General features: G+C 59.9%; 25 protein-coding genes and 2 tRNA genes. 16 read left to right on the forward strand and 11 right to left on the reverse strand.

Annotated features, from left to right (window positions below):
- Positions 1–26: 26 nt before the first annotated feature.
- Entirely contained in the window at positions 27–536 is a 510-nt protein-coding gene (gpt, locus tag ACR0EZ_RS15930; protein ID WP_480614903.1) for a xanthine phosphoribosyltransferase, read from the reverse strand.
- A gap of 4 nt (positions 537–540) precedes the next feature.
- Complete coding sequence (gene fabI / locus ACR0EZ_RS15935; protein ID WP_480614905.1) at positions 541–1,347, reverse strand: enoyl-ACP reductase FabI; 807 nt, start codon at positions 1,345–1,347, stop codon at positions 541–543.
- A 135-nt stretch (positions 1,348–1,482) separates the two neighbouring features.
- Here fabI and pdxH point away from each other — a divergent pair, with 135 nt between their 5' ends.
- The 4 genes from pdxH to ACR0EZ_RS15955 all read left to right on the forward strand — a co-directional run bounded on the left by pdxH (position 1,483) and on the right by ACR0EZ_RS15955 (position 3,330).
- Positions 1,483–2,088: a pyridoxamine 5'-phosphate oxidase gene (gene pdxH, locus ACR0EZ_RS15940; RefSeq protein WP_480614907.1), complete on the forward strand. Its 606-nt coding sequence runs from the start codon at positions 1,483–1,485 to the stop codon at positions 2,086–2,088.
- Positions 2,089–2,209: 121 nt separating this feature from the next.
- Positions 2,210–2,737, forward strand: a complete 528-nt coding sequence (locus tag ACR0EZ_RS15945; RefSeq protein ID WP_480614909.1) for a cold-shock protein — start codon at positions 2,210–2,212, stop codon at positions 2,735–2,737.
- Positions 2,738–2,799: 62 nt separating this feature from the next.
- Positions 2,800–3,210: a DUF192 domain-containing protein gene (locus ACR0EZ_RS15950; protein ID WP_480614911.1), complete on the forward strand. Its 411-nt coding sequence runs from the start codon at positions 2,800–2,802 to the stop codon at positions 3,208–3,210.
- A gap of 43 nt (positions 3,211–3,253) precedes the next feature.
- A tRNA-Pro gene (locus tag ACR0EZ_RS15955) sits at positions 3,254–3,330 on the forward strand.
- Positions 3,331–3,343: 13 nt separating this feature from the next.
- On the opposite strand, the gene ACR0EZ_RS15960 is transcribed toward ACR0EZ_RS15955, so the two are convergent.
- A complete protein-coding gene (locus ACR0EZ_RS15960) occupies positions 3,344–3,832 on the reverse strand; it encodes a hypothetical protein (protein ID WP_480614913.1) in 489 nt (162 codons plus the stop codon).
- Positions 3,833–4,311: 479 nt separating this feature from the next.
- Here ACR0EZ_RS15960 and ACR0EZ_RS15965 point away from each other — a divergent pair, with 479 nt between their 5' ends.
- From ACR0EZ_RS15965 to ACR0EZ_RS15975, 3 genes are all read left to right on the forward strand, one after another.
- A complete protein-coding gene (locus tag ACR0EZ_RS15965) occupies positions 4,312–7,929 on the forward strand; it encodes a vitamin B12-dependent ribonucleotide reductase (protein ID WP_480614915.1) in 3,618 nt (1,205 codons plus the stop codon).
- A 10-nt stretch (positions 7,930–7,939) separates the two neighbouring features.
- The gene (locus ACR0EZ_RS15970; protein ID WP_480614917.1) at positions 7,940–8,206 is read left to right on the forward strand and encodes a hypothetical protein; all 267 of its coding nucleotides are present in this window, start codon (positions 7,940–7,942) and stop codon (positions 8,204–8,206) included.
- Positions 8,207–8,729: 523 nt separating this feature from the next.
- Positions 8,730–8,975: an EF-hand domain-containing protein gene (locus ACR0EZ_RS15975; protein WP_480614919.1), complete on the forward strand. Its 246-nt coding sequence runs from the start codon at positions 8,730–8,732 to the stop codon at positions 8,973–8,975.
- A 46-nt stretch (positions 8,976–9,021) separates the two neighbouring features.
- On the opposite strand, the gene ACR0EZ_RS15980 is transcribed toward ACR0EZ_RS15975, so the two are convergent.
- Positions 9,022–10,566: a trimethylamine methyltransferase family protein gene (locus tag ACR0EZ_RS15980; protein WP_480614921.1), complete on the reverse strand. Its 1,545-nt coding sequence runs from the start codon at positions 10,564–10,566 to the stop codon at positions 9,022–9,024.
- Between the two features lie 426 nt (positions 10,567–10,992).
- On the opposite strand from ACR0EZ_RS15980, the gene ACR0EZ_RS15985 reads away from it, so the two are divergent.
- The gene (locus ACR0EZ_RS15985) at positions 10,993–11,511 is read left to right on the forward strand and encodes an outer membrane protein (RefSeq protein WP_480614923.1); all 519 of its coding nucleotides are present in this window, start codon (positions 10,993–10,995) and stop codon (positions 11,509–11,511) included.
- A gap of 6 nt (positions 11,512–11,517) precedes the next feature.
- Here ACR0EZ_RS15985 and ACR0EZ_RS15990 read toward each other — a convergent pair whose 3' ends face one another.
- Positions 11,518–12,705: a pyridoxal phosphate-dependent aminotransferase gene (locus ACR0EZ_RS15990; protein ID WP_480614925.1), complete on the reverse strand. Its 1,188-nt coding sequence runs from the start codon at positions 12,703–12,705 to the stop codon at positions 11,518–11,520.
- Positions 12,706–12,762: 57 nt separating this feature from the next.
- Positions 12,763–13,107, reverse strand: coding sequence for an MmcQ/YjbR family DNA-binding protein (locus ACR0EZ_RS15995; RefSeq protein ID WP_480614927.1), 345 nt, complete (start codon positions 13,105–13,107; stop codon positions 12,763–12,765).
- Positions 13,108–13,315: 208 nt separating this feature from the next.
- On the opposite strand from ACR0EZ_RS15995, the gene cysS reads away from it, so the two are divergent.
- The 3 genes from cysS to ACR0EZ_RS16010 are packed head-to-tail and all read left to right on the forward strand — an operon-like array spanning position 13,316 to position 17,126.
- Complete coding sequence (gene cysS / locus ACR0EZ_RS16000) at positions 13,316–14,713, forward strand: cysteine--tRNA ligase (RefSeq protein ID WP_480614929.1); 1,398 nt, start codon at positions 13,316–13,318, stop codon at positions 14,711–14,713.
- Positions 14,713–16,347, forward strand: a complete 1,635-nt coding sequence (gene cimA / locus ACR0EZ_RS16005) for a citramalate synthase (RefSeq protein ID WP_480614931.1) — start codon at positions 14,713–14,715, stop codon at positions 16,345–16,347. Before cysS ends, cimA begins: the two co-directional genes overlap by 1 nt.
- Positions 16,344–17,126 (forward strand): squalene/phytoene synthase family protein, encoded by a 783-nt coding sequence (locus ACR0EZ_RS16010; protein WP_480614933.1) that lies wholly within the window; start codon positions 16,344–16,346, stop codon positions 17,124–17,126. The genes cimA and ACR0EZ_RS16010 overlap by 4 nt, the downstream gene beginning before the upstream one ends.
- Here ACR0EZ_RS16010 and ACR0EZ_RS16015 read toward each other — a convergent pair whose 3' ends face one another.
- A complete protein-coding gene (locus ACR0EZ_RS16015) occupies positions 17,127–18,353 on the reverse strand; it encodes an MFS transporter (protein ID WP_480614935.1) in 1,227 nt (408 codons plus the stop codon).
- A 96-nt stretch (positions 18,354–18,449) separates the two neighbouring features.
- On the opposite strand from ACR0EZ_RS16015, the gene ACR0EZ_RS16020 reads away from it, so the two are divergent.
- From ACR0EZ_RS16020 to ACR0EZ_RS16030, 3 genes are read left to right on the forward strand one after another with little or no spacing between them, the layout of a single operon-like run.
- A complete protein-coding gene (locus tag ACR0EZ_RS16020; RefSeq protein WP_480614937.1) occupies positions 18,450–19,082 on the forward strand; it encodes a DNA-3-methyladenine glycosylase family protein in 633 nt (210 codons plus the stop codon).
- Entirely contained in the window at positions 19,079–19,744 is a 666-nt protein-coding gene (locus ACR0EZ_RS16025) for an alpha/beta hydrolase (RefSeq protein WP_480614939.1), read from the forward strand. Before ACR0EZ_RS16020 ends, ACR0EZ_RS16025 begins: the two co-directional genes overlap by 4 nt.
- A gap of 2 nt (positions 19,745–19,746) precedes the next feature.
- Positions 19,747–20,235, forward strand: a complete 489-nt coding sequence (locus ACR0EZ_RS16030; protein WP_480614941.1) for an N-acetyltransferase family protein — start codon at positions 19,747–19,749, stop codon at positions 20,233–20,235.
- Here the strand turns inward: ACR0EZ_RS16030 and ACR0EZ_RS16035 are convergent.
- Together ACR0EZ_RS16035 and ACR0EZ_RS16040 are read right to left on the reverse strand one after the other, a co-directional pair.
- Positions 20,232–20,657 (reverse strand): VOC family protein, encoded by a 426-nt coding sequence (locus ACR0EZ_RS16035; protein ID WP_480614943.1) that lies wholly within the window; start codon positions 20,655–20,657, stop codon positions 20,232–20,234. The genes ACR0EZ_RS16030 and ACR0EZ_RS16035 overlap by 4 nt on opposite strands.
- A 32-nt stretch (positions 20,658–20,689) precedes the next feature.
- The gene (locus ACR0EZ_RS16040; RefSeq protein WP_480614945.1) at positions 20,690–21,295 is read right to left on the reverse strand and encodes an rRNA large subunit pseudouridine synthase E; all 606 of its coding nucleotides are present in this window, start codon (positions 21,293–21,295) and stop codon (positions 20,690–20,692) included.
- A gap of 213 nt (positions 21,296–21,508) precedes the next feature.
- On the opposite strand from ACR0EZ_RS16040, the gene ACR0EZ_RS16045 reads away from it, so the two are divergent.
- The gene (locus ACR0EZ_RS16045) at positions 21,509–22,093 is read left to right on the forward strand and encodes an HNH endonuclease (RefSeq protein ID WP_480614947.1); all 585 of its coding nucleotides are present in this window, start codon (positions 21,509–21,511) and stop codon (positions 22,091–22,093) included.
- Here ACR0EZ_RS16045 and ACR0EZ_RS16050 read toward each other — a convergent pair.
- Together ACR0EZ_RS16050 and ACR0EZ_RS16055 are read right to left on the reverse strand one after the other, a co-directional pair.
- A complete protein-coding gene (locus ACR0EZ_RS16050) occupies positions 22,090–22,554 on the reverse strand; it encodes a disulfide bond formation protein B (protein WP_480614949.1) in 465 nt (154 codons plus the stop codon). The genes ACR0EZ_RS16045 and ACR0EZ_RS16050 overlap by 4 nt on opposite strands.
- Positions 22,551–23,129: a YqaA family protein gene (locus ACR0EZ_RS16055; protein WP_480614951.1), complete on the reverse strand. Its 579-nt coding sequence runs from the start codon at positions 23,127–23,129 to the stop codon at positions 22,551–22,553. The genes ACR0EZ_RS16050 and ACR0EZ_RS16055 overlap by 4 nt, the downstream gene beginning before the upstream one ends.
- Positions 23,130–23,273: 144 nt before the next feature.
- On the opposite strand from ACR0EZ_RS16055, the gene ACR0EZ_RS16060 reads away from it, so the two are divergent.
- A tRNA-Leu gene (locus ACR0EZ_RS16060) sits at positions 23,274–23,359 on the forward strand.
- Positions 23,360–23,816: the final 457 nt, after the last annotated feature.

The following is a 23,816-nucleotide window of genomic DNA, read 5'->3' on the forward strand; positions in this document are numbered from 1 at the left end:
GGTACTTCTTGAGAAAGAAGAAGGATTTAGTCTGTGCCCCGGTAGGGTTCGACATATTGAAGCGCCATGTCCCACGGGAAGAAGATCCATGTGTCCTGGCTGACCTCGGTGATAAAGGTGTCGACCATCGGGCGGCCCTTGGGCTTGGCGTAGACGGTGGCGAAATGCGCCTTGGGATACATCTCGCGCACCAGTTCCAGCGTTTTGCCGCTGTCGACCAGATCGTCGATGATCAGAACGCCGGTCCCGTCGCCCATCAGGTCGGCGTTGGGGGCTTTCAGCACTTCAGCCTCACCCTGCGCCTGATGGTGATAGGATTTCACGCTGACCGTATCGACGGTGCGGATATCCAGCTCGCGGCTGACGATCATCGCGGGCGCCATGCCGCCGCGGGTGATCGCGACAACGGCCTTCCAGGCGCCATCGTCGGGGCCTTGGCCGTCAAGCCGCCAGGCGAGGGCGCGCGAGTCGCGGTGAATCTGGTCCCAGCTGATGTGGAATCCCTTTTCGTGGGGCAGGCGGTCCTTGGCGCTCATGATCTTAGCCCTTTTCGACGTCAGGCGCGTCGACGGCTTTCATGCCGACGATGTGGTAGCCCGAATCCACATGCAGATTTTCCCCGGTCACGCCGCTGCTGAGGTCGGACAGCAGATACAGCGCCGATTTGCCGACGTCATCGATGGTCACGTTGCGGCGCAGGGGCGAGTTGTATTCGTTCCACTTCATGATGTAGCGGAAATCGCCGATGCCGCTGGCGGCCAGCGTTTTGATTGGACCGGCCGAGATCGAATTGACGCGGATGCCGTCCTTGCCCAGATCCTCGGCGAGATACTTGACCGACGCTTCCAACGCCGCCTTGGCGACACCCATGACATTATAGTGCGGCATCACCTGTTCGGCGCCATAATAGGTCAGCGTGACGGCGCTGCCGCCTTCAGACATCATTTTCTCGGCCCGTTGCATGACGGCGGTGAAGGAATAAACCGAAATATCCATCGTCAGCTTGAAATTCGCCCGGCTGGTATCGACATAGCGGCCGCGCAGCTCGTTCTTGTCGGAAAATCCGATGGCGTGGACGACAAAATCCAGCTTGCCCCATTTTTCCTCGAGCGATGTGAACAGCGTATCAATCGACGCCTCGTCGCTTACATCGCAGGGCAGCACGATTTCACTGCCCAGTTGCGCCGCCAGCGGATCAACCCGCTTTTTCAGCGCATCGCCCTGATACGAAAAGGCCAGCTCGGCCCCTGCGTCGGACAAGGCGCGGGCGATACCCCATGCGATTGATTTGTCATTGGCCAGTCCCATGATGAGGCCGCGTTTCCCGGCCATCAACTGATTTGACATGTTTGGTTCTCCGCCTGTCTTCGCGATGTGTTGCGTTGGTTTATGCCATTGGATGCGCTGCATCAAGGCCGTGCGCTCTTGCCCGCAGCGGGTTATCGCCTTAGGTTTGACCTCAGGACGTTCCAGGGGATGGAAATGAGCGAACGCGATGGCATCTTTGCCGGCACCGATCCGTTTGAAATAGCGGCGCGGTGGCTGGCAGAGGCTGAAAAGACGGAAGCAAACGACCCGAATGCGATTGCGTTGGCGACCGTTGATTCTGATGGCATGCCGAATGCGCGGATGGTATTGCTGAAAGAAATCGAACCGGGCGCGTTCGTGTTTTACACCAATTACGAGAGTGCCAAGGCAGCCGAGTTGGATAGCGCCGGAAAAGCAGCTTTCGTAATGCATTGGAAATCTTTGAGGCGTCAGGTGCGTGTTCGTGGTACAATCACCCGCGAAAGTGGACCGCAGGCCGATGAATATTATGCATCGCGGTCGCTGAAAAGCCGTTTGGGGGCGTGGGCTTCACGCCAGTCACAACCCCTGAGCAGCCGTGCGGCCCTTATGGCCGAGGTTGCAAAGGTGACGGCGAAACTGGGTGCCAATCCGCCGCGCCCCCCATTCTGGGGTGGGTACAGGTTGACGCCGATTGAAATCGAATTCTGGGCCGATGGTGCGTTTCGTCTCCATGACCGGTTCAGGTGGCAAAGGGATGCGCCAGGTTCCAAGTGGCAGGTACAGAGGTTGAATCCATGATGTTCACGTGTCGCGAAATGCAACAGGCAGAAAACAAAGGATTTTTTCAACTTGAATTTGCCTGCCATTCCCATAAACAACAAACCCTTAACGAAGCGCTAATTTTCGCGATGGGAAAACCGTGCCAGAAGATCTGAACAGCATGTACCGCGTACGTGGACACGTTAAATGGTTCGACCCTGCAAAGGGGTACGGATTTGTTGTGTCTGACGCAGGCGGTCCGGATATTCTGTTACATGTGAATGTATTGCGGAATTTCGGTCAGAGCTCGGTCGCCGACGGCGCCGGAATCGAGATCATGACCCATCGCACGGATCGTGGCGTTCAAGCGGTCGAGGTGATTGCGGTCGACCCTCCGGCCCGGGCCGATACCATGCTGCTGGCGGATTTCGCCGAGCTTGACCCGGCGGAGATCGCGGCAGCGCCGCTTGAGGCCGCGCGGGTCAAATGGTTCGACAAGGGCAAGGGATTTGGCTTTGCGAATGTCTTTGGCCGGGGCGAGGATGTCTTTCTGCACATCGAGGTTCTGCGCCGGTCCGGTCTTGCAGATCTGCAGCCGGGCGAAGCGCTGGCGATGCGCGTGATCGACGGCAAGCGCGGGCGTATGGCCGCGCAGGTGCTGGCCTGGGAAGCGGCCCTGGACGACTGATCGGAATGATGCGGTGTCTGACACTTCCGGCTCTGCTTTCAGTACTTTGGGCCGGAAATGTTATGGCCGCCTGCAGTCCGGGGCGCGTCGATCTTCGCAACGATAAGTCTCAGGTCCGGTTTGACGTTGAACTTGCGGTGACGCCGCAGGAACGGTCGCGCGGTTTGATGTTCCGGGAATCGCTGCCCAGCCGTTCGGGCATGTTGTTTGTCTTCGACCCGCCGCAGCCGGTTGCGTTCTGGATGAAGAACACGCTGATTCCTCTCGACATGATTTTTTTCGACAGCACCGGGACGGTGACGCGCGTGCATGCGGACGCGATTCCCGGTGATCTGAGCATGATCGAAGGGGGCGACTCGGTCTTTGCGGTGCTGGAAATCAATGCGGGTCTGGCGGCCCGGTATCTGATCACACCGGGAACCCAGATGCGGCACCAGATTTTTTCGCAAGGCCCCGCGATTTGGCCCTGTTAGGGCTTTTCAAATCAGATCGGCCCGTTTAGGAAGGCGCACGGTCCGGGGCGTGGCGCAGTCTGGTAGCGCACCTGTTTTGGGTACAGGGGGTCGTAGGTTCGAATCCTGCCGCCCCGACCACTTTTTCTCTCTATTATGTCGGTGATCCGCCCATGCGCTGGTACAGCGCACCTAGGGTCTGATCCAGTGCCTTGCTTTCCACAGGTATTTCGACCGTGGCGCCGCTTCTTTGCGGCACGTTGAAGAAAAGCCGTGCATCTACCCGGTAGCCGCCCTCGTTTTTGGTCGAGGTCAGGCGCATCACGCTTTGGGGCAGGTCCTGCGGATCGCCGCTGTAGTTGAGAATCAGATAGGCGGTGGTTTCGGGCGGCAGAAACTCGCGGCACTCATATGATCGCTTGCTGACCTTCTGAAAGGTCTCCCCGGGGCCTGAACAGCCGGTTTCGAACGTGTCGAACAACCGTTCAGGGTGTTGGTCGAACTGTGCGCTGCGTGATGCGGGGGGCACATCTTGTTGTGTACAGGACACTAAAACGGCCAGTGCGGGAACGAGGCGAAATGCCAGCATCTGTTTGTTTGCCCTCAATTCTTTGCACATCGCACGAATTTTTCTGGTCGCCAATGCACCGGGTTCAGAGTGATTCTGTCCAAGCCTACCCAGTGGGCCACTGGTTGATCAAACGCTGATAACTATGCTGGTAAAAACGGCAAATTCATTTGCGGCCTTCTGAAATAGGCGGAAATTTGCCGTGGATGAACCTGTGGAGGAATCGTGCCCGCAGGAATCCGGTTCCACTCTGATAGTCGGGTCAACCAAAAAGATTTCAAAAATGACCCAAAAAGGCCGTTGACCTTGTATGGGTTCATACGCCAGATTGTATAAGCCGAACGTGACCCCACTACATCTGGTAGAAAAGCCGGGGATGGGTACAGGGCAAGGGACGGAAAGCACACCAGACTATCGTGCAGCCGCTTAGCCGGTTCTGCGCTGTTATCGGCAGCGCCCTGTCTTTTGCGCCCGTGAACTTCGGCATGGTGGATGGCTCGGTATTTTTGAGCACGAAGCTGGGTGAAAAGGCTTTTGAATATAGGGCGGCGGACATGAAGATTGACAGGAAATTCACTAAAACAGGGCAGGACGCATACGCAGAGCTAGATTTCGTGTCCGCGACGTCTGAAATCCGCAACCCGGACGGCACCATCGTGTTTCGTCTGGACGATATCGAGGTCCCCTCAAGCTGGAGCCAGGTCGCCAGCGACGTGATCGCGCAAAAATACTTCCGCAAAGCGGGCGTCCCGTCCAAGATGAAGAAAGTTAAGGAAAAAGACGTCCCCGAATTCCTGTGGCGCTCGGTCCCCGCGGAAGGTGCTGAGTTCGATGGCGAGACATCCTCGAAGCAGGTGTTCGACCGTCTGGCCGGTGCTTGGGCCTATTGGGGCTGGAAGGGCGGCTATTTCTCGACCGAGGAAGACGCGCGCGCCTATTTCGACGAGATGCGGTATATGCTGGCGACCCAGCGCGCCGCGCCGAACTCGCCGCAGTGGTTCAACACCGGTCTGCACTGGGCCTATGGCATCGACGGCCCGGCGCAGGGGCACCACTATGTCGATTACAAGACCGGCAAGCTGACCAAATCCAAATCCGCCTATGAGCATCCGCAGCCGCACGCGTGCTTTATCCAGTCTGTCGATGATGATCTGGTGAACGAAGGCGGCATCATGGACCTGTGGGTGCGCGAGGCGCGCCTGTTCAAATACGGCTCGGGCACCGGGACCAACTTCAGCCATCTGCGCGCAGAAGGTGAGGCGCTGTCGGGTGGCGGCAAGTCATCGGGCCTCATGGGCTTTCTCAAGATCGGCGACCGCGCCGCTGGCGCGATCAAATCAGGCGGGACAACCCGTCGGGCAGCAAAGATGGTGATCGTCGATGCAGATCACCCCGATATCGAGCAATTCATCGAATGGAAGGTGATTGAAGAGCAGAAGGTGGCCTCGATCGTTGCCGGATCGAAAATGCACGAGAAGATGCTGAACGGCATTTTCGAGGCCATCCGTTCCTGGGACGGTGCGGCGGATGACGCCTATGACCCCAACAAGAACGACGCGCTGAAAAAGGCGGTGCGCGAGGCCAAAAAAGTCGCGATCCCCGAAACTTACATCAAGCGTGTGCTGGATTACGCCAAGCAGGGCCACGACAGTATCGAATTCCCGACCTACGACACGGACTGGGATTCGGAAGCCTATAGCTCGGTCTCGGGTCAGAACTCGAACAACTCGATCCGCGTGACAAACGCGTTCCTGACCGCTGTTGAGAAAGACGCGGATTGGGAATTGATCAACCGCACGGATGGCAAGGTCGCCAAGACCGTCAAGGCGCGCGATCTGTGGGAAAAGGTCGGCCACGCCGCGTGGGCCTGTGCCGATCCGGGCATTCAGTTCCACGACACGGTCAACGAATGGCACACATGCCCCGAAGATGGTGAGATTCGCGGCTCGAACCCGTGCTCGGAATATATGTTCCTCGATGACACGGCCTGTAACCTGGCCTCAATGAACCTGCTGACCTTCCTGAAGGACGATGAGTTCCAGGCGGCCGACTACATGCACGCCTCGCGGCTGTGGACCCTGACGCTGGAAATCTCGGTGACGATGGCGCAGTTCCCGTCGAAGGAAATCGCGCAGCTGTCTTATGACTTCCGCACGCTGGGTCTGGGCTATGCCAATATCGGCGGTCTGCTGATGAACATGGGCTACAGCTATGACTCGGACGAAGGCCGCGCGATCTGCGGCGCGCTGACCGCGATCATGACCGGTGTGGCCTATGCGACCTCGGCCGAGATTGCCGGCGAGTTAGGCGCCTTCAATGGCTATGAGCGCAACGCCGATCACATGTTGCGCGTCATCCGCAACCACCGCCGCGCGGCGCAGGGTGTCACGACTGGCTATGAGAAGCTTGCCGTGAAGCCGGTGCCTTTGGACCACGGCAACTGCCCGGACAAACGTTTGGTCGATCTGGCCATGTCGGCTTGGGATGAGGCCCTGAGCCTCGGCGAGAAGAACGGCTACCGCAACGCGCAGGCCACCGTGATCGCACCGACCGGCACCATCGGTCTGGTGATGGATTGCGACACGACCGGGATCGAGCCGGACTTCGCGCTGGTAAAATTCAAGAAGCTCGCGGGAGGCGGTTACTTCAAGATCATCAACCGCTCGGTGCCGTCGGCGCTGGAAAAACTGGGCTATTCTTCGTCTCAGATCGAAGAGATCGTAGGCCACGCGGTTGGTCACGGCACCATCGGCAACGCCCCGGGGATCAACCACACCTCGCTGACCGGCCACGGCTTTGGCCCCAATGAGCTGGCAAAGGTGGATGCGGCACTGGAAAGCGCCTTTGATATCCGCTTCGTCTTCAATCAGTGGACACTGGGCGAGGATTTCTGCACCGGCGTTCTGGGCATCCCGGCGACCAAGCTGAATGACCCGACTTTCGATCTGCTGCGCCATCTGGGCTTTACGAAGGCGGATATCGACGCGGCGAATGATCATGTTTGCGGGACGATGACGCTGGAAGGTGCGCCGCATCTAAAGGAAGAACACTATTCGATCTTTGACTGCGCCAACCCGTGCGGCAAGAAAGGCAAGCGTTTCCTTGGGGTTGATAGCCACATCACCATGATGGCGGCAGCGCAAAGCTTCATCTCGGGCGCGATCAGCAAAACGATCAACATGCCGAATGACGCGACCATCGAGGATTGCCAGAAGGCCTATGAACTCAGCTGGTCGCTGGGTGTGAAAGCCAACGCGCTCTATCGTGACGGCTCGAAACTGTCGCAGCCTCTGGCGGCGGCACTGGTCGAGGATGACGACGAGGCGGCGGAAGTGCTGGAAAGCGGTTCGACGCAGGAAAAAGCCGTCGTTCTGGCCGAGAAGGTGATCGAAAAGGTTGTGGTCAAGGAAATGATCCGCAGCCATCGCGAGAAACTGCCGCATCGCCGCAAAGGCTATACCCAAAAGGCGATTGTCGGCGGCCACAAGGTCTATCTGCGCACCGGTGAGTTCGAAGACGGCAAGCTGGGCGAGATTTTCATCGACATGCACAAGGAAGGCGCTGGCTTCCGGGCGATGATGAACAACTTCGCCATCGCCGTGTCGGTCGGCCTGCAATATGGCGTGCCGCTGGAAGAGTTCGTGGATGCCTTCACGTTCACCAAGTTCGAGCCGGCCGGGATGGTGCAGGGCAACGATTCGATCAAGAACGCGACTTCAATCCTCGATTACATCTTCCGTGAACTGGCCGTGTCTTATCTGGACCGGACCGATCTGGCCCATGTGAAACCCGAAGGCGCAACCTTCGACGATCTGGGCCGGGGCGAAGAGGACGGTCTGCCGAATGTCTCGGAAATCAGTGAAAGCGCGGCGACCAAGTCCTTGGAAGTGCTGAAACAAATCAGCTCGACCGGCTATCTGCGCAAGCGCCTGCCGCAGGACCTGTTGGTGTTCAATGGCGGTCAGACCGATGTGACCGGCATGGCGGAACCCGCCGCGACCTTCGACGCGCCTGCGGAAACCGCCGTCGCAACCGGAATGGACGCTCGCACCAAAGCCAAGATGCAGGGCTACGAGGGCGATCCCTGCGGTGAATGCGGAAACTACACGCTGGTGCGCAACGGCACCTGCATGAAGTGCAACACCTGCGGCGCGACAAGCGGGTGTAGCTAAGGAGGATTCAATGCAAGTTTCTGGATACTTCAAAATTGGAAGTAAGGTTCAGGATTTTCGCGAAAACTTTGATGAAGGTGAGTTTTCGCTTCCGGTACCCTTGGACTTTTTGTGCGCCAACCGAACCACGGCGCACGACCTTGAGCTCTGTTTGGATCATCCGGAAAGGTTTGATGTTTATCCCGGCAACCATACTTGGGGTCTCAAACCCCAAAGCAGAAACTCAGAGATAGGTAGAAAAATAGCTCTCAGCTATTGCGTTGAACCAAAAGTTTAGCGCCCCGGCAACCCGGGGTGCAGGGGTCGGATAGCTGCCACAGGTACCGACCCCGACGAATACGGATCAAGGCACCGAGACTTACCAAGTTCGCCTTGATCCACTCGGCCGACATGCCCGTGTTGGCCGGGAACAGGGTGGGGCGGAATATTTGCTCCTTCCCACTCTTTCAGGGGACGGGTGCGCTCGTCCCAGACGACGTCCAGGCCGCAGGCAAAAAAACACCGGGCGGTCAACGATATGAGCCTGGATGGCGAAACTGACAGGGGGCTTCGGCCCCCTTTTTTTTGCACGACGTGGGCAGAGCCTTGCCGGATCACCTGCTTCGCGTCGGGCAAGACCCGCCGAGTGGCTGAAAGCGGATTTCGCGCGGCGGAGGGTTGCGGATGCGACTCGGCCAAACACGCGGAGATTGGCGCGAATTCCCCGAAATCTCGCGAAACGGGTGACGACCTTAGGTGGTTGGGTGTTTGTGATGCCTGTCCGGACGCAAACATCAAAAACTCATTCAGGAGGCAAACAAATGAAACCGCAAAATCTGGCCGCCATTTTCGTCGCTGTCGCAGCAATTCCGACTTTGGCTACGGCGCAATCCTCGGCCGACACGAACGGGGACGGGGTTCTGACGATCGAAGAAGTGCAGGCCGTTCTGCCCGATGTGGATGCCGATGGCTTTTCGGCGATGGACGCGAATGGCGACGGCGCACTGGACGCGGATGAGATTGCCGTTGCGCAAGAGGCGGGCTTGCTGCCGCCGAGTAACGGCTAAGACATGCGGCGGCCCGGAATCGTCCGGGCCGCCTGTTTTCAATATGTTACGCGGGCAGGTGAATGTTGAACTTGCTGCGAATTTCGGCGTCCAGAAGCGGATCGAACTTGGCCGCAGACGGGCTTGCCAGAATCTCTTCCTTCCGGGCGATGGCTTTTTCGATCAGGTCGGGTTTATCCAGTTCGGCCCACTCTTTCGGCGAGGTACGGTCGCCGAAGGTCGGATACACATAGTCCGCCTGCATCCGGCTGAGCGTCGCGTCGGTTCCCAGATAATGACCGGGTCCGCCAAGGCACACCTCGGCCATCTGGTCCAGCGCCAGCGTTTCATCGCTGACCTCGATCCCCCGAACACAACGCTGCGCCTGTCCGATCAGATCGTCACCCAGGATCAAGCTTTCAAGGCAGAACCCAAGCAGTGAGGCATGCATGCCCGCCGCCTCGTAGACCATGTTCAACCCGGCCAGACCGGTCATGACGTTGGAACACATCTGCTCCCACCCGGCCTGCATGTCGGGCAGTTTCGAATCCGAGGCCCCGGCGGCGGCACCGCCCGGCAGATCGTAGAACTTGTGCATTTGGGCACAGCCCGCGCTTAGCAGCGCTTGTTCGCCCGACCCTACCGACATGGCCCCTGTACGAAGGTCCAGACCGAAGGGCCAAGTGCCAAAAATGGCTGCAGCACCGGGACTTACGGCGTTTACATAAACCAAGCCTGCAAGGCATTCTGCCGTCGCCTGCGTGATCGCACCGGCGATGGTCGAAGGCGCCGTCGCTCCGGCCATGCCGGCGGACAGCAGCAGGATCGGCATGCCGGCCTTGATACATTCCTCCATGACCTGACAGCTTTCGGTTGCGAATTTCATCGGCGGTACGACGAAGCAGTTTGTGTTCGACAGGAAAGGCCGCGCCCGCCAATTGTCTTCGCCGCCTGCAATCATGTGCAGCATTTCCATTGCCGGGGCGACGTAAGACGGGTCGGTGAACGACGTTCCGACATGTTTGTAAGTCCCTGAACAACATGCGTAAATCGTGTTCAGGTCCATCTCCATATTGTCAAGGATATCGCGGCAGACCATGGGCCGTTGAACGAAGTGGATATTGTCCAGCTGATCGCAAATCCGCGACGCGTCGTGCAAATCCTGCACGGTCGAATCCCGGTATTCACGGCCATGCACGTCGACAACGCTGACAGCGGCCCCTGCTGTGCCATAGTGAACCTTTGAACCGGACAGTTCCAGATCGGTCTGACCATCGCGGCTGAACAGCGTGACCGAGCGGTTTGCCTTGGCAATCGTGTCTTCGACCAGCGCGCGGGGGAAGCGGATGCGGCCATCATCGCCGAGGGTACAGCCTGCGCCGACCAGATAATCGATGCCGCTTTGGGGGGCGTCGGCCAGCCCTATCGTTTCAAGCGCCTGCAGGGCGGCCTCGTGGATGCGCTCTACCTGAGGTTGCGTCAGCGGTCTATACGTCCCGCCCTCAAGTCCGGGGCGCACCGGGCGCAGATGGTCGGGCAGTGCCGAGGCACGGGCGGCACGGCGCGCGGCGCGTCCACCGCTGCGCGAAGTGTTACGGGGTTGATCGTTCATGGTCTGAATTCCGATAGTTGAGCAGTCACAAGGGTGGCAGATGCTATGCCCCGCACGGACGCCCACGCGCAGCACGGCCCCGATCTGCCCCGATCGTGCGGCTGATAAGCCGGATTTTCCAGACTTCGTTGTGCATGCATGCCCTCAACTTCTGGCCCTCAGTATCCGGACGCAGGCCGTCGCAATCTGTTCTGTTTGCGACTTGCGGCTCAAAAACCGGCTTATACCCTCGGTTGGTGCAGGCAACTTGAGAAAAAGTCTGAGTTTTTTTCCCGTTATGGAAGAAATCTGTTATAGTTGGATCACTTAGTTTGGAATAACCTGTGATGTTAATTGAATTTTGGGAATTAGAGACCACGTTCGAAACAGTGGTTCGCTGACGCCCAAAAGCAGCCAAAGCCCGGGCAATATGTCTTGGAGAAGTGTATGAAACTCTGTTCGGCCCTGATTGTGGCGATGGCTGTGACAAGCGCCGCACCGGCTTTGGCCGAGGATTGGACAGGGGCCTATGCCGGGTTCAGCTTTGGATATGCTGACGCTAACGGCCCCGGCGGGTTCAGCGACGATAATACGGTCTTTGGGGCACATATCGGCTACGATCGGGATTTCGGCAATTTCGTTCTGGGCGGTGAGCTTGAATATAACCGGCTGTCTCTCAACCTTAGCCAGAATCAGGGTAGTCTGGACAGTATGACCAGCGTCAAGCTGCGCGGCGGCTATGATTTTGGCGGGGCGCTGGGGTATGTGGTCGTGGGGGCGGCGCGTGCCGATACTTCGGTCGATAATGACACGGCGGCCGTTTACGGGATCGGCGTTGCTTATCCGATCAACGAGAACTTCGTCATCAGCGGTGAAGCCCTGCGTCAGGACTTTGACGATATAACACGGTCGAATGGCGGTCTGGATGCAAACGTGTTCAACCTGCGCACCACGTTCCGGTTCTGATCCGCCTTATTCCGCCGCGTGACGGCTGGCCAGTTTGGCGGCGAAGTCGCACAGAGTTTTCAGGGCCGCCTCGAACCGGTCATTATCCACCGTCATCGCAACACGAACATGTCCGGCGGCAGCCTTGCCGAAGCTTTCGCCCGGCATCACGGCGATGGAATGCGCGTCCAGCAATGCATTGGCGAAGCCTTCGCCATTCAAGCCCGTCGCGCGGACATCCAGCATCAGGTACATCGCCCCCTGGGCGGGAACCAGCCCGACGGTGTTCTGACCCTCCAGCAGCTTGACGGCCAGAGCTCTCCGGCGGCGGAAGGGGGCGGCGATGTTTTCTTCAAGCGTCGTGCCCGAACTCAGCGCAAAACTGGCCGCGTCCTGAATGAAGCCCGGAACGCCATAGGTGGTATGCGTGGCGAGGTTGATCAGATGGCTGATGACCTCTTCCGGGCCAACGATCCAACCGCAGCGCGAGCCGGTCATGGCGTGGGATTTCGACATGGAGCCGATCACCAGCGTCCGCTCGGCCATGCCGGGCAGGGCGCGGGGAGAGATGTGCTCACCCTCCCAGACCTGCGTGTCATAAACCTCGTCCGAGATCAGCCACAGATCGCGCCTTTTGCAAACTTCGGAAATGTCTTCAAGGGTTTGGCGTGAATATACGGCACCGGTCGGATTGTTGGGCGTGTTGATCAGAAGCGAAACGGCCCCGTCTGCGGCGGCGTCGATCTGCTGGGACCGGGGTTGAAACGCGTCTGCGGCAGAGGTCTGAACCGCGCGCGCAATCGCCCCGGCACCACGGATCGTTCCGGGATAGGTGGCGTAATACGGGTCGAGGAACAGGCCCACATCGCCCGGATCACACAGCGCCACATGCGACGCAAACAGCGCGGACTGGCCACCGGGTGTGATCATGACATTGTTGCGGGTGGTCGGAACGCCGGTCCGCATCTGAACCCGAGCGGCGACCGTATCGCGCAACAGGTCGGTTCCGGGCACCATCGCGTAACCGGTGTGCCCGTCGCGGGCCGATATGTCCATCGCCTCGAGAATCGACGTATCGGTCCGCACGTCATGTTCGCCGATGGTCAGTTCCGTCACCGCATGGCCTTCGCTGACCATGCGCCGTGCCCGATAAAACACATCCCAGCCGTCGCTGCCGCCGCCGTTAAGCTGAGTGATACGCTGAGACAGTTTCATGCCGTCGCCCCCCGTGACCTTACCGCCGAATGGGGCATCGCAGATCGGATTTGTCAATCAGCTTCGCGGCGGCAGCGTCGCCTGTAATTTCTTGGTCAGTGACCCGCGCACCAGATCGTAGGACGCTGTCAGGCGGTGGCGCATCTCGTCTGGGTCGGCGTCGAAAGGCAGGCGGACCCAGCTTCGGTGAAAGTAGGGCGCTTTGACCGCGATCCCGGCATCAATCAGCATCTGCGCCGTTTCGACATCGGGCGTTTTAACGGAAACCCCGTCATTTGCCGTGCCAATACAGGCAAACATCTTGCCCCCGATTTTCCACGCATCGTGACCGCCACCCCAAGGGTCCGACCACTCGGCACCGGGCAAGCCCCGGCAGATATCGTTAACAACATCACGGCTCATGAAGGGCAGAGTGCCGTTCGGCGCGCCCGAACTCAAGCCTTGGCGTGGGGGCTGTCTCGTGTTAAGCGATGGGGCATGAGCCGCAAGAGCTGCATCATTATCTGCTGCATTACCTGCTGATTTATCAAGCGGGCCGGTTTCTTTCGTTTTCATCTCTGAGACAAGTTGCTAAGCCCGCGCCAACGCGCAAGCTTTAGGAGCCAGACCGATGACACACATCAAGCTGCACAACACGCGGACACGGACGAAGGAAGATTTCGTTCCGATCGATCCCGAAAACGTGCGGATGTATGTCTGCGGACCCACCGTTTATGACCGCGCCCATCTGGGCAATGCGCGGCCCGTGGTGGTGTTTGACGTGCTCTACCGTTTGCTGCGCCATGTCTATGGCGCGGATCACGTGACTTACGTGCGCAATTTCACCGACGTGGATGACAAGATCAACGCCACGGCCCTGTCTCGGAAACAGGCCGGGGCCGAAGGATCGTTGGAGCAGCTTGTTCAGGAACGCTCGGACGAGACCATCGGCTGGTATCTGCAGGACATGGGTGCGTTGGGTGCGTTGGAGCCGGACGAGATGCCCCGCGCCACGCAATATATCGACCAGATGATCGCAATGATCGAGGATCTGATCGCCAAGGGCCATGCCTATGCGGCCGAGGGTCACGTGTTGTTTGCAGTCGACAGTTGGAAAGAGGACTATGGCAAGCTGTCAGGCCGGTCGGTCGATGACATGATCGCGGGCGCTCGGGTCGAGGTTGCACCGTACAAGAAAAACCCGATGGATTTCGTGCTGTGGAAGCCGTCGACCGATGAACTGCCGGGGTGGGACAGCCCTTGGGGTCGCGGGCGTCCGGGCTGGCATATCGAATGCTCGGCCATGGCCTATGAGCTGCTGGGTGAGAGTTTCGACATTCACGGCGGCGGCAACGATCTGATGTTCCCGCATCATGAGAACGAGATCGCCCAAAGCCGGTGCGCTCATCCGCATGGTGAGTTCGCCAAGGTCTGGATGCACAACGAGATGCTGCAGGTCGAGGGGAAGAAGATGTCCAAATCGCTGGGCAATTTCTTCACCGTGCATGATTTGTTGGAAAAGGGCGTGCCGGGTGAGGTGATCCGGTTCGTCTTCCTGCAGACGCATTACCGCAAGCCGATGGACTGGACCGAGAAAAAGGCGCGCGAGGCCGAGGCGACGCTGCGCAAGTGGCGGGCGCTGACAGCGGGCATCGAGCCCGCCGCCAGCGCGGCACCCTCGGTAATCGCGGCGCTTGGCGATGACCTGAACACGGCGGGTGCCATCGCGGACCTCCACCGGATCGCGTCGGACGGGGACGCGGCGGTATTGCTGGCCAGCGCGCAGGTGCTTGGGTTGTTGTCGGACGACATGGGGGCCTGGGCGGAAACTGGTGCGGTGGATTTGACCTCGCATGCCGAGCGGTTGGCCCATGCGCGGGCGGCGGCGATGCAGAACAAGGATTTTTCGGAAGTCGATCGTCTGAAATCCGCGTATATTGCCGCCGGGCTTGAAGTGCGGATGAGCAAAGAGGGGGTCGAACTGGTGCCCGGAGCCGGATTCGACGCCGGCAAGCTGGAAGAAGTCTGATGAGCAAAGAGCGTCTTTACCTTTACGATACCACACTGCGTGACGGGCAGCAGACGCAGGGTGTGCAGTTCTCGACCGCTGAAAAGGTGCAGATCGCGCAGGCGTTGGACACTTTGGGGGTTGATTACATCGAAGGCGGCTGGCCCGGGGCCAACCCCACCGACAGCGCGTTTTTCGATGCGGCCCCCAAGACCTCGGCCCGGTTGACGGCGTTCGGAATGACCAAACGGTCGGGCCGGTCGGCCGAGAATGACGATGTGCTGGCCGCGGTGATGAACGCAGGCACGCAAGCGGTGTGTCTGGTCGGCAAGTCGCATGACTATCACGTGACCCACGCGCTGGGTATCTCGCTGGAGGAGAACGTCGAGAATGTCCGCGCCTCGGTCGCGCATATCGTGGCGCAGGGGCGCGAGGCCTTGTTCGATGCCGAGCATTTCTTTGACGGTTACAAGGACAATCCCGATTACGCCACGCAGGTCTGCCGCGCTGCGCTGTACGCAGGCGCGCGTTGGGTTGTTCTGTGTGACACCAATGGCGGGGCCTTGCCTGCCGAGGTCGGGCGTATCGTCTCGGAGTTGATCTCGGCGGGGTTGCCGGGCGACCGTCTGGGCATCCATACCCATAACGACACCGAAAACGCGGTGGCCTGTTCGCTGGCTGCCGTGGACGCGGGCGCGCGGCAGATACAGGGCACGCTGAACGGGTTGGGCGAACGTTGCGGCAATGCCAATCTGACGGCGCTGATCCCGACGCTGTTGTTGAAAGAGCCCTATGCCTCGGGCTTCGAGATTGGCGTAAGCGCCGAGGCGCTGGCCGGGCTGACGCGGATCAGCAGGATGCTGGACGACATACTGAACCGTGTGCCCAGCAAGCAATCGGCCTATGTGGGGGCCTCGGCCTTTGCACATAAGGCCGGTCTGCACGCCAGTGCGATCCTCAAGGACCCCTCGACCTATGAACATGTCGAGCCCGCCACCGTGGGCAATGCGCGGATTATCCCGATGTCGAACCAGGCGGGGCAGTCGAACCTGCGCAAGCGTCTGACCGAAGCGGGGCTGACGGTCGAGTCGGGCGACCCGGCGCTGGGGCGCATTCTGGAACGGATCAAGCAGCGCGAGGCCGAGGGCTATTCCTACGACACCGCACAAGCCAGTTTCGAATTGCTGGCGCGGGATGAGCTGGGACAATTGCCCGAGTTCTTCGAGGTCAAGCGTTACAAGGTGACGGTCGAGCGGCGCAAGAACAAGTACAACAAGATGGTCAGCCTGTCCGAGGCCGTCGTGGTGGTGAAAGTCGATGGCGAAAAGAAGCTGTCGGTCAGTGAATCGCATGACGAACAGGGCAGTGACCGGGGGCCGGTCAACGCTCTGGCAAAGGCTTTGGCCAAGGATCTGGGGCAATATTCCCAGATACTGAACGATATGCATCTGGTCGATTTCAAAGTGCGCATCACGCAGGGCGGCACCGAGGCCGTCACCCGCGTTATCATCGACAGCGAAGACGGGCAGGGGCGGCGCTGGTCCACGGTGGGGGTCAGCGCGAACATAGTGGATGCCTCGTTCGAGGCTCTGCTGGATGCGATCCAGTGGAAACTTGTCCGGGATTGCGGGCCGCAAAAGGCAGCAGCCGAGTGAGCGTTTCCTTTGACGAAGACGTCAAAGCCTGCGCCGCTTTGGTGCACAAGGCCGATCCTGACCGATTTCTGGCCGCAATGGCAGCGCCGGTTTCCGCGCGCCCGATCCTGTTTCCGATCTACGCGTTGAATGTCGAGGTTGCGCGCGCCCCCTGGGTGACGCAAGAGGCCATGATTGCCGAGATGCGTCTGCAATGGTGGCGCGATGCGCTGCAGGAGATTGCCGAAGGTCCGAGGGCGCGGCGGCATGAGGTCGTTACCCCTCTGTCGCGTGTGCTGTCACCGCATCTGGCGGCTGCACTGGATGAATATATCGCCGTAAGGCGTTGGGATATCTACCGTGATCCGTTCGAGGATCAGGCGCATTTCGATGCCTATATCAACCACAGCTCGGGGTCTCTGCTGGTCGCGGCCACACAGGCTTTGGGGACGGCGGATGAAGCGGTTGTGCGCGACTATGGCTATGGCGTCGGTGTGGCGAACTGGTTGCGCGCCATTCCTGAACTTGAGGCGCGGGGACGGATTCCGTTGCTGGATGGCACGCCCGAGGGTGTACGGAGTTTGGCGCAATCGGCGCTTGCGCGTTTGACCAAGGCGCGTGTTCGGCGAGATGCCGTTTCCGCCAAGGCGCGCCCGGCGATGTATGTCGGATGGCAGGCCGAGTGGATTTTGAAACAGGCCATCGCGCGCCCGGATCGAGTCGCCTCGGGGGTTTTGATACAGGGCGAGGCGCGTCGGCGGTTGTCGCTGATGTGGACCTCGGCCTCGGGGCGGTGGTGATCAGGCGGTTCTGGTGTCTGCCGGTCTGAGGACCAGCCACAACAGCGCGCCACCTGCCAAAGTCAGCAAGGGGATCATGGCCAGATTCACCGCTGTCCACCCTTCGACCGGCGAGCCGCCGGAACAGTTCATCAACCCGCCCGAAGCGAGCGATGCGACAGTTACCCCGCCAAACACCAGAAGGTCGTTCAGGCCCTGCATCCGCCCGCGTTCGTGGACCTCGTGCGAGGCCGCCAGCATGCTGGTGGCTCCGATAAAGCCGAAGTTCCAGCCAATGCCCAGCAGGATCAGGGCGAAGAAGAAATTGCCCAACTCGACCCCTTGCAGGGCCACGACGCCAGCTCCTGCGAGGATAGCCAGACCGAGTGCCACGATCTTTTCCACCCCGAACCGCGCGATCAGGTGCCCGGTGAAGAAGCTGGGGACATACATGGCCAGAACATGGCTTGTGACAACATCCGCGGCGTCATTGGCGGAAAATCCGCAGCCGACGACGGCAAGGGGGGTCGAGGTCATGACCAGATTCATCAACGCATAGGACACCATGGCGCAGATGATGGCGACGGCTATGCGCGGCGTTTTTAGCAGCTCCAGCCGCGTGCGGCCTTTTGGGGTGTCTTCGGATGGTTTGGGTGGCGTCGGAATGTCGAGGAAAAAGAACAGGGCCGAGCCGAAGACGTTCAGCGCGATCACCGCAAGATAGGTGCCCAGAAACGGGATCACATAGGCCTGCGAGGTCAGTTTGACGATCTGCGGCCCGATGATGGCAGCGGCCAGACCGCCTGCCATGACGTACGAGATCGCCTTGGGCCGGAAGTCGTCGGATGCCGTATCGGCGGCGGCGAACCGGTAGAAGCCGTGGGCGCTCATGTAGATGCCGGTCAGCAGGCTGCCCAGCAGGAAGATCGGGAAGGACCCCAGATAAAGGCCATAAGCCCCGACCAGACCGCCGCAGGCCCCGGCAGTTGCGCCCACCAGAAACCCCGCCCGGCGGCCCCAGCGCTGCATGATGCCCGAGATCGGCGTGGCCGCCAGCATCGAGCCCAGAACGATCAGCGAAATGGGCAGGGTGGCAAGGCAGGGGTTGCTGGCAAGCGACTGACCGGCCAGCCCTCCGACGATGAAAATCATCGGCATCTGCGCGCCCAGAATCGATTGCGCCGCAACCAGAACCGCAACGTTGCGTTTGGCCTGAGAATTGTCCGGGGTCGCGGTGGTCAGTGTCATGCGCCATGCGTAGCCGCGAAAAGACCCGCGTACAAGCGGCTTGCATATGCGGCAAAGCCGCCTAACGTGCGGATAAATTCACAAAGCGGAGAGCGCATGACCGTTGGACGTATCATCGAAACGCCGGATTGCGTTGCCGAAGGGGCCGAGTGGCTGGCCGGGGCGTGCCCGCGCATGGCCTATGCGATGGACCAGACCGGCCCGCTGCCCTTGCGTCGCCGCCCGGACGGGTTTGCCCAGCTGCTAAGCGCGATTGTCAGCCAGCAGGTCAGCGTGGCCTCGGCCAATGCGATCTGGAAGCGGTTGAAAGATGCGAAACTGACCGGACCGCGCAAGATCATGTGGGCCACGGATGACGATCTGCGCGCCGTGGGGCTGAGCCGCCAGAAAATCCGCTATGCCCGCGCGCTGGCCGAAGCACGTATTGATTACAATGCCTTGCGTGACGTTTCTGATGCAAAGGTTGTTTCAGTTCTGACCGAGGTGCCCGGCATCGGGGTGTGGACCGCTGAAATCTACGCCATGTTCTCGCTTGGGCGGGCCGATGTTATCGCTCCGGGCGATCTGGCCCTGCAGGAGGCCGCGCGGATTCTCTACGATCTGCCCAAGCGCCCCACGGGCAAAGAGCTACGCCAGATGGCCGAGGCCTGGTCGCCCTGGCGATCGGTTGCGGCGCGGGTTTTGTGGGCCTATTACCGGGTGGCCAAGGAACGAGAAGGGATCAGATGACTCGAGTTTTGAATGCGCTCCGAAAAGAGCCGGTTTCGGGCGATACACGCTCGGTCGTGGTGTTCGTGCATGGCTATGGGGCCAACGGGGCCGATTTGCTGGGTTTGGCCGACCCGCTGGGCGAACATCTGCCCGATACGCTGTTCGTCGCCCCCGACGCGCCCGAGCAGATCCCCGGAATGCCCAACGGATTTCAATGGTTTCCGATCCCGTGGATCGACGGCTCGTCCGAGGAAGAAGCGCGGCGTGGCATGGAAATGGCAGTCGAGGATTTCAACGCCTTTCTCGACGCACTGATGATCGACGAAGACGTGCTGCCCGAACAGGTCGTGCTGTTCGGATTCTCTCAGGGCACGATGATGAGCCTGCACGTGGCCCCGCGCCGCGAGGACCCTGTGGCCGGGATCGTCGCCTTTTCGGGCCGTTTGCTGGAACCCGATCTGCTGGCCGACGAAGTGGTCAGCCGGATGCCCGTTCTGCTGGTGCATGGCGATGTGGACGATGTTGTGCCACCGCAATCGCTGCCCGAGGCAGCCGAAGCGCTGCAGGGCGCGGGGTTCAAAGAGGTCTACGCCCATGTCATGAATGGCACCGGCCACGGCATCGCCCCCGATGGCCTGAGCGTGGCGCTGGCCTTCATGCGCGACAAGCTGAGCCTGTGACCATGATCGCCGTCCGCCCGATGATGCGAGAGGATGTGGCCGAGGCCTGCCGCATCCTCAACGACATCATCGCCGCTGGCGGCACGACTGCACATGAAATCCCGTTCTCGGACATCCTGTTTGCGCAGAGCTATCTGGACGGGGCCGACAAGATTTGCTGCCACGTCGCGCTGGATGATCAGGGCGATGTGGCCGGGTTTCAGTGGCTGGGCACGCATGAGAATTTGCCCGACACCTGCGCCGATATCGCGACCTTCACCCGCCGCCACCCCGTCTTACGCGGTGCGGGGCGGGCGCTGTTTGACGAGACGGTGAAAACCGCCGGTGCGCTGGGGTTATCGGCGATCAATGCGACCATCCGGGCGGACAACGTTCCGGGCCTGAGTTACTATGACAAGATGGGGTTTCGGGACTATTCCGTGGCGCATGGCGTTCCGCTGCGGGATGGCACACCGGTCAACCGCATCTCAAAGCGGTACGATCTGCGCTAATCCCACAGGTGCGCTTCGGCAAATTCAACCGAGTTGCCCGCCGGGTCGCGCACATACAAGGACCGCGCCCCGCTGGGCCAGTCGAATTCCGCGTCGATTGGAATGTTCCAGTTCAGCAGATGCTTGCGCATGACCTCGATTTCCTCCCGCGTCAGGACAAGGCATACATGCCCTGCGCCCCGCGCGCCATGAGGCGGCACGGGCAGGTCCGGGTTCAGGGGCGGCTTTTCCGTCTCATCCGCGTTGAACAGCAATAGCACCGAGCCACCGACCCGGTAGAACACATGGCGTTCCGCGACGCGCTGAACGCGCTCCAACCCCAGCGTTTCGCCATAGAACCGTTCGGCGGCGTCAAGGTCATCCACATAGAGCGCCGCTTCCAGAATGGCCGAGGGAACAGGTGTTTGAGGCGTGACTTTCATAGCCCCAGTTTAACAGATTGCGGCTTGCCCTGTCACCGCCGCACGCGGCGGTCGCGTTTGCGTTGCGGCGCGGCGTTCAGGGCTGGCATTGGCAGGCTGTCCCATTGACCGGGTTCCAGATCGTCCAGTGTCCAATCTCCGATCCGGTAGCGGATCAGGCGCAGCGTCGGCAGACCGGCAGCCGCCGTCATACGGCGCACCTGCCGGTTCTTGCCTTCGCGTATCGTCAACTCGATCCAACTGTCGGGCACAGTCTTGCGCACGCGGATCGGCGGGGTGCGCGGCCATAGCCCTTCGGGTTCGTCGATCTCGCGCACTTTGGCGGGTCGGGTCAGGCCGTCCTTTAATTCAACCCCGTCCCGCAACGCCTTCAGAGCGGCAGCATCGGGTTCGCCTTCGACCTGCACCCAATAGGTCTTGGCCATCTTGTGTTTGGGGTCCGATATCTGCGCCTGCAACCGCCCGTAATCGGTCAAAAGCAACAGACCTTCGCTGTCACGATCCAGCCGCCCGGCCGGGTAGACCCCGGGCAGGTCGATGAAATCCGACAGGGTCCGGCGCGGCGAATCCTCATTCGCGCGGTCGGTGAACTGCGGCAGCACGTCGAACGGTTTGTTGAAGCGAATGAACCAGGACATGACCCGCCCATAGCCCGAAGGGCACAGCAGGTGCAACCTGTGGATAACTGTCACGTGTCTGTTACGGAACAGGCGTACTCAGTCTGCGACATATTGTGGAAAATCAGGGCTTGTCAGAGTTTTACCACGATATATAGTCATTATAAGGCCGGGGCGGGTGCTCCCCGCTCTGGTGTCACAAACGGGCAGCTGAGAGCGAGGAGCGATTCTGTGATGGACGGAGACTTCAGGACCGAATTTGTCAGGGAGCCAGGTGCGCTCAAGCATCACCCGGCGCTGGTTTTGAATGCCGATTACCGCCCCTTGTCCTATTACCCGCTGTCGCTGTGGCCCTGGCAAGAGGCGATCAAGGCCGCCTGGCTGGACAGGGTCGACATCGTGGCTGAATACGACGAGGTCGTTCGAAGCCCGAGCACCGAGATCCGAATACCCTCGGTCGTTGTTTTGAAAGACTATGTAAAACCCAGAAAGCGCGTGGCCTTCACGCGCTTTAATTTATTTCTGAGGGATGAGTTCTGCTGCCAGTACTGCGGTAGCCGGGGCGATCTGACATTTGACCACGTTGTGCCGCGTGCCGCCGGGGGCGTCACAAGCTGGCAGAACGTTGTCGCAGCCTGCAGCCCGTGCAACCTGCGCAAAGGGTCGAAATCGCTGCGGCAAGCCGGGATGAGCCTGCGCAAGCCGCCGCGTCAGCCCGATGCCGAAGCCCTGCGCAATATCGGGCGGAAATTCCCGCCCAACCACCTGCACGACAGTTGGATCGACTTCCTGTACTGGGATGCAGAACTGGACGCTTAGCGCGCGCGCCAGGCTGCGATCCAGATCAGGGCCAGCCCGGCAGAGATCACGGCGTTCCACCCGGCCATCGAAAGGCCCAGCATCTCCCACGGGATGTCGTCGCAGCGCACCAGCGGGGCGGACATGATCTGATCCATCAACTCTTGCGTCGACAGCCCGCCAATATCGCCCGAGGTGCAACTGGTCGGACCTTCCCACCATTTACGCTCGACCCCCGCATGGAACAGGCCAATGCCAGCGGTCACCAGCGCCGCCAAAGCCCCCAGCGCAGGCAACAGCCGCACATGGGGCGCAGAAAGGGCCAAAGCCCCAATCAGTACAGCAGCGCCATGCGGATAACGCTGCCAGATGCACATTTTGCAGGGTGCAAGACCGCCCAGATATTGAAAGGCCCAGGCACCCAGCAGCATCGCCGCCGAACCACCGGCGGCCAATAGCACATAGCTTGTTCTTTTTGTCATAGGTAACGCACTACCAAAAACCCGCCGAAGAGCAAGATGATGAAGAGCGTAAACATCAGGCCAAGGCGTTTTTCGATGAATTCGCGGATCGGTTCGCCAAATTTCCACAGCAATCCGGCCACCAAAAAGAACCGCATCGCCCGCGCCAGAATCGAGGTCGCAATGAACGTTCCAAGTGGCATCCCGGTCCAGCCGGACATGATGGTGATGACTTTGTAGGGGAAGGGCGTGACACCGGCGGCCAGAACGGCCCAGAAGCCGAAATCGTTGAAGCGGGTGTTGAACTCCTCCATCGCATGCGCCTTGCCCATGGCTTCGAGGATGGGCTGACCGATGCTTTCATAGGCGAACGCGCCGATGGCATAACCCAGCAAGCCCCCCAGAACCGAGGCCACCAATGCAACCCCCGCGATCAGCCAGGCCCGCGACGGCCGTGCGATAATCATCGGAATCATCAGAACGTCGGGTGGGATCGGAAAGAACGAGCTTTCGATAAAGGCCACAATCGCCAGTGCCCAAAGGGCATGCGGATGCTCCGCCAGCCGGATCGTCCAATCGTAAAGCGCTCGTAACATAAGATACTCAAATCCCATTCCCTAACCGTGCAAGCCAAAACACGCGCCCGCAGACCCGTCAACCACCGTCAAGGAAACAAACAGTTCACTGCTTTATTTTTGCCTCTGGACCTTCCCTTTTTTGGGCGCTAATCCAGTGACAGTGCCCTTCTGGTGGAATGGTAGACACGAGAGATTCAAAATCTCTTGCCGGCAACGGCGTCCCGGTTCGAGTCCGGGGAAGGGCACCACATCCAGCGTCAATTTGATTTTGCGGCGCAACATTCGCAATTATCACTGTTTATGTTCAGTGGACCTGTCAGACGGTCTTACCCCGGGGCAGACGGGGAAATTCCTCCGGATATCTTCAAAACTGAGACTTTTGCGGGCGCGGGCAGGGGCTGCACTTGACAAGTGCTGTCTCTGAATGAAACCTCGTATTTGTTGGGAGACTTTGGAAAAAATCAGATACTGACATGCTTTATGTTTCCAGGGCGGCACAATTTCCCGCCTTCGGTTTTCGTCAAGTCTGCCGGAAAAAGACGACAGGGAGAACAGTTATGAAGAACAAAGTTAAAGTCAGCCTTACCGCCTTTGCGGCCGCCGCCTTTTTTGCGCCTGCGGCGTATTCTGAGGAGTTCATCACGATTGGGACGGGTGGTGTAACGGGTGTTTATTATCCGACGGGCGGAGCGATTTGCCGGTTGG

The organism is Ruegeria sp. AK4, assembly GCF_056541025.1.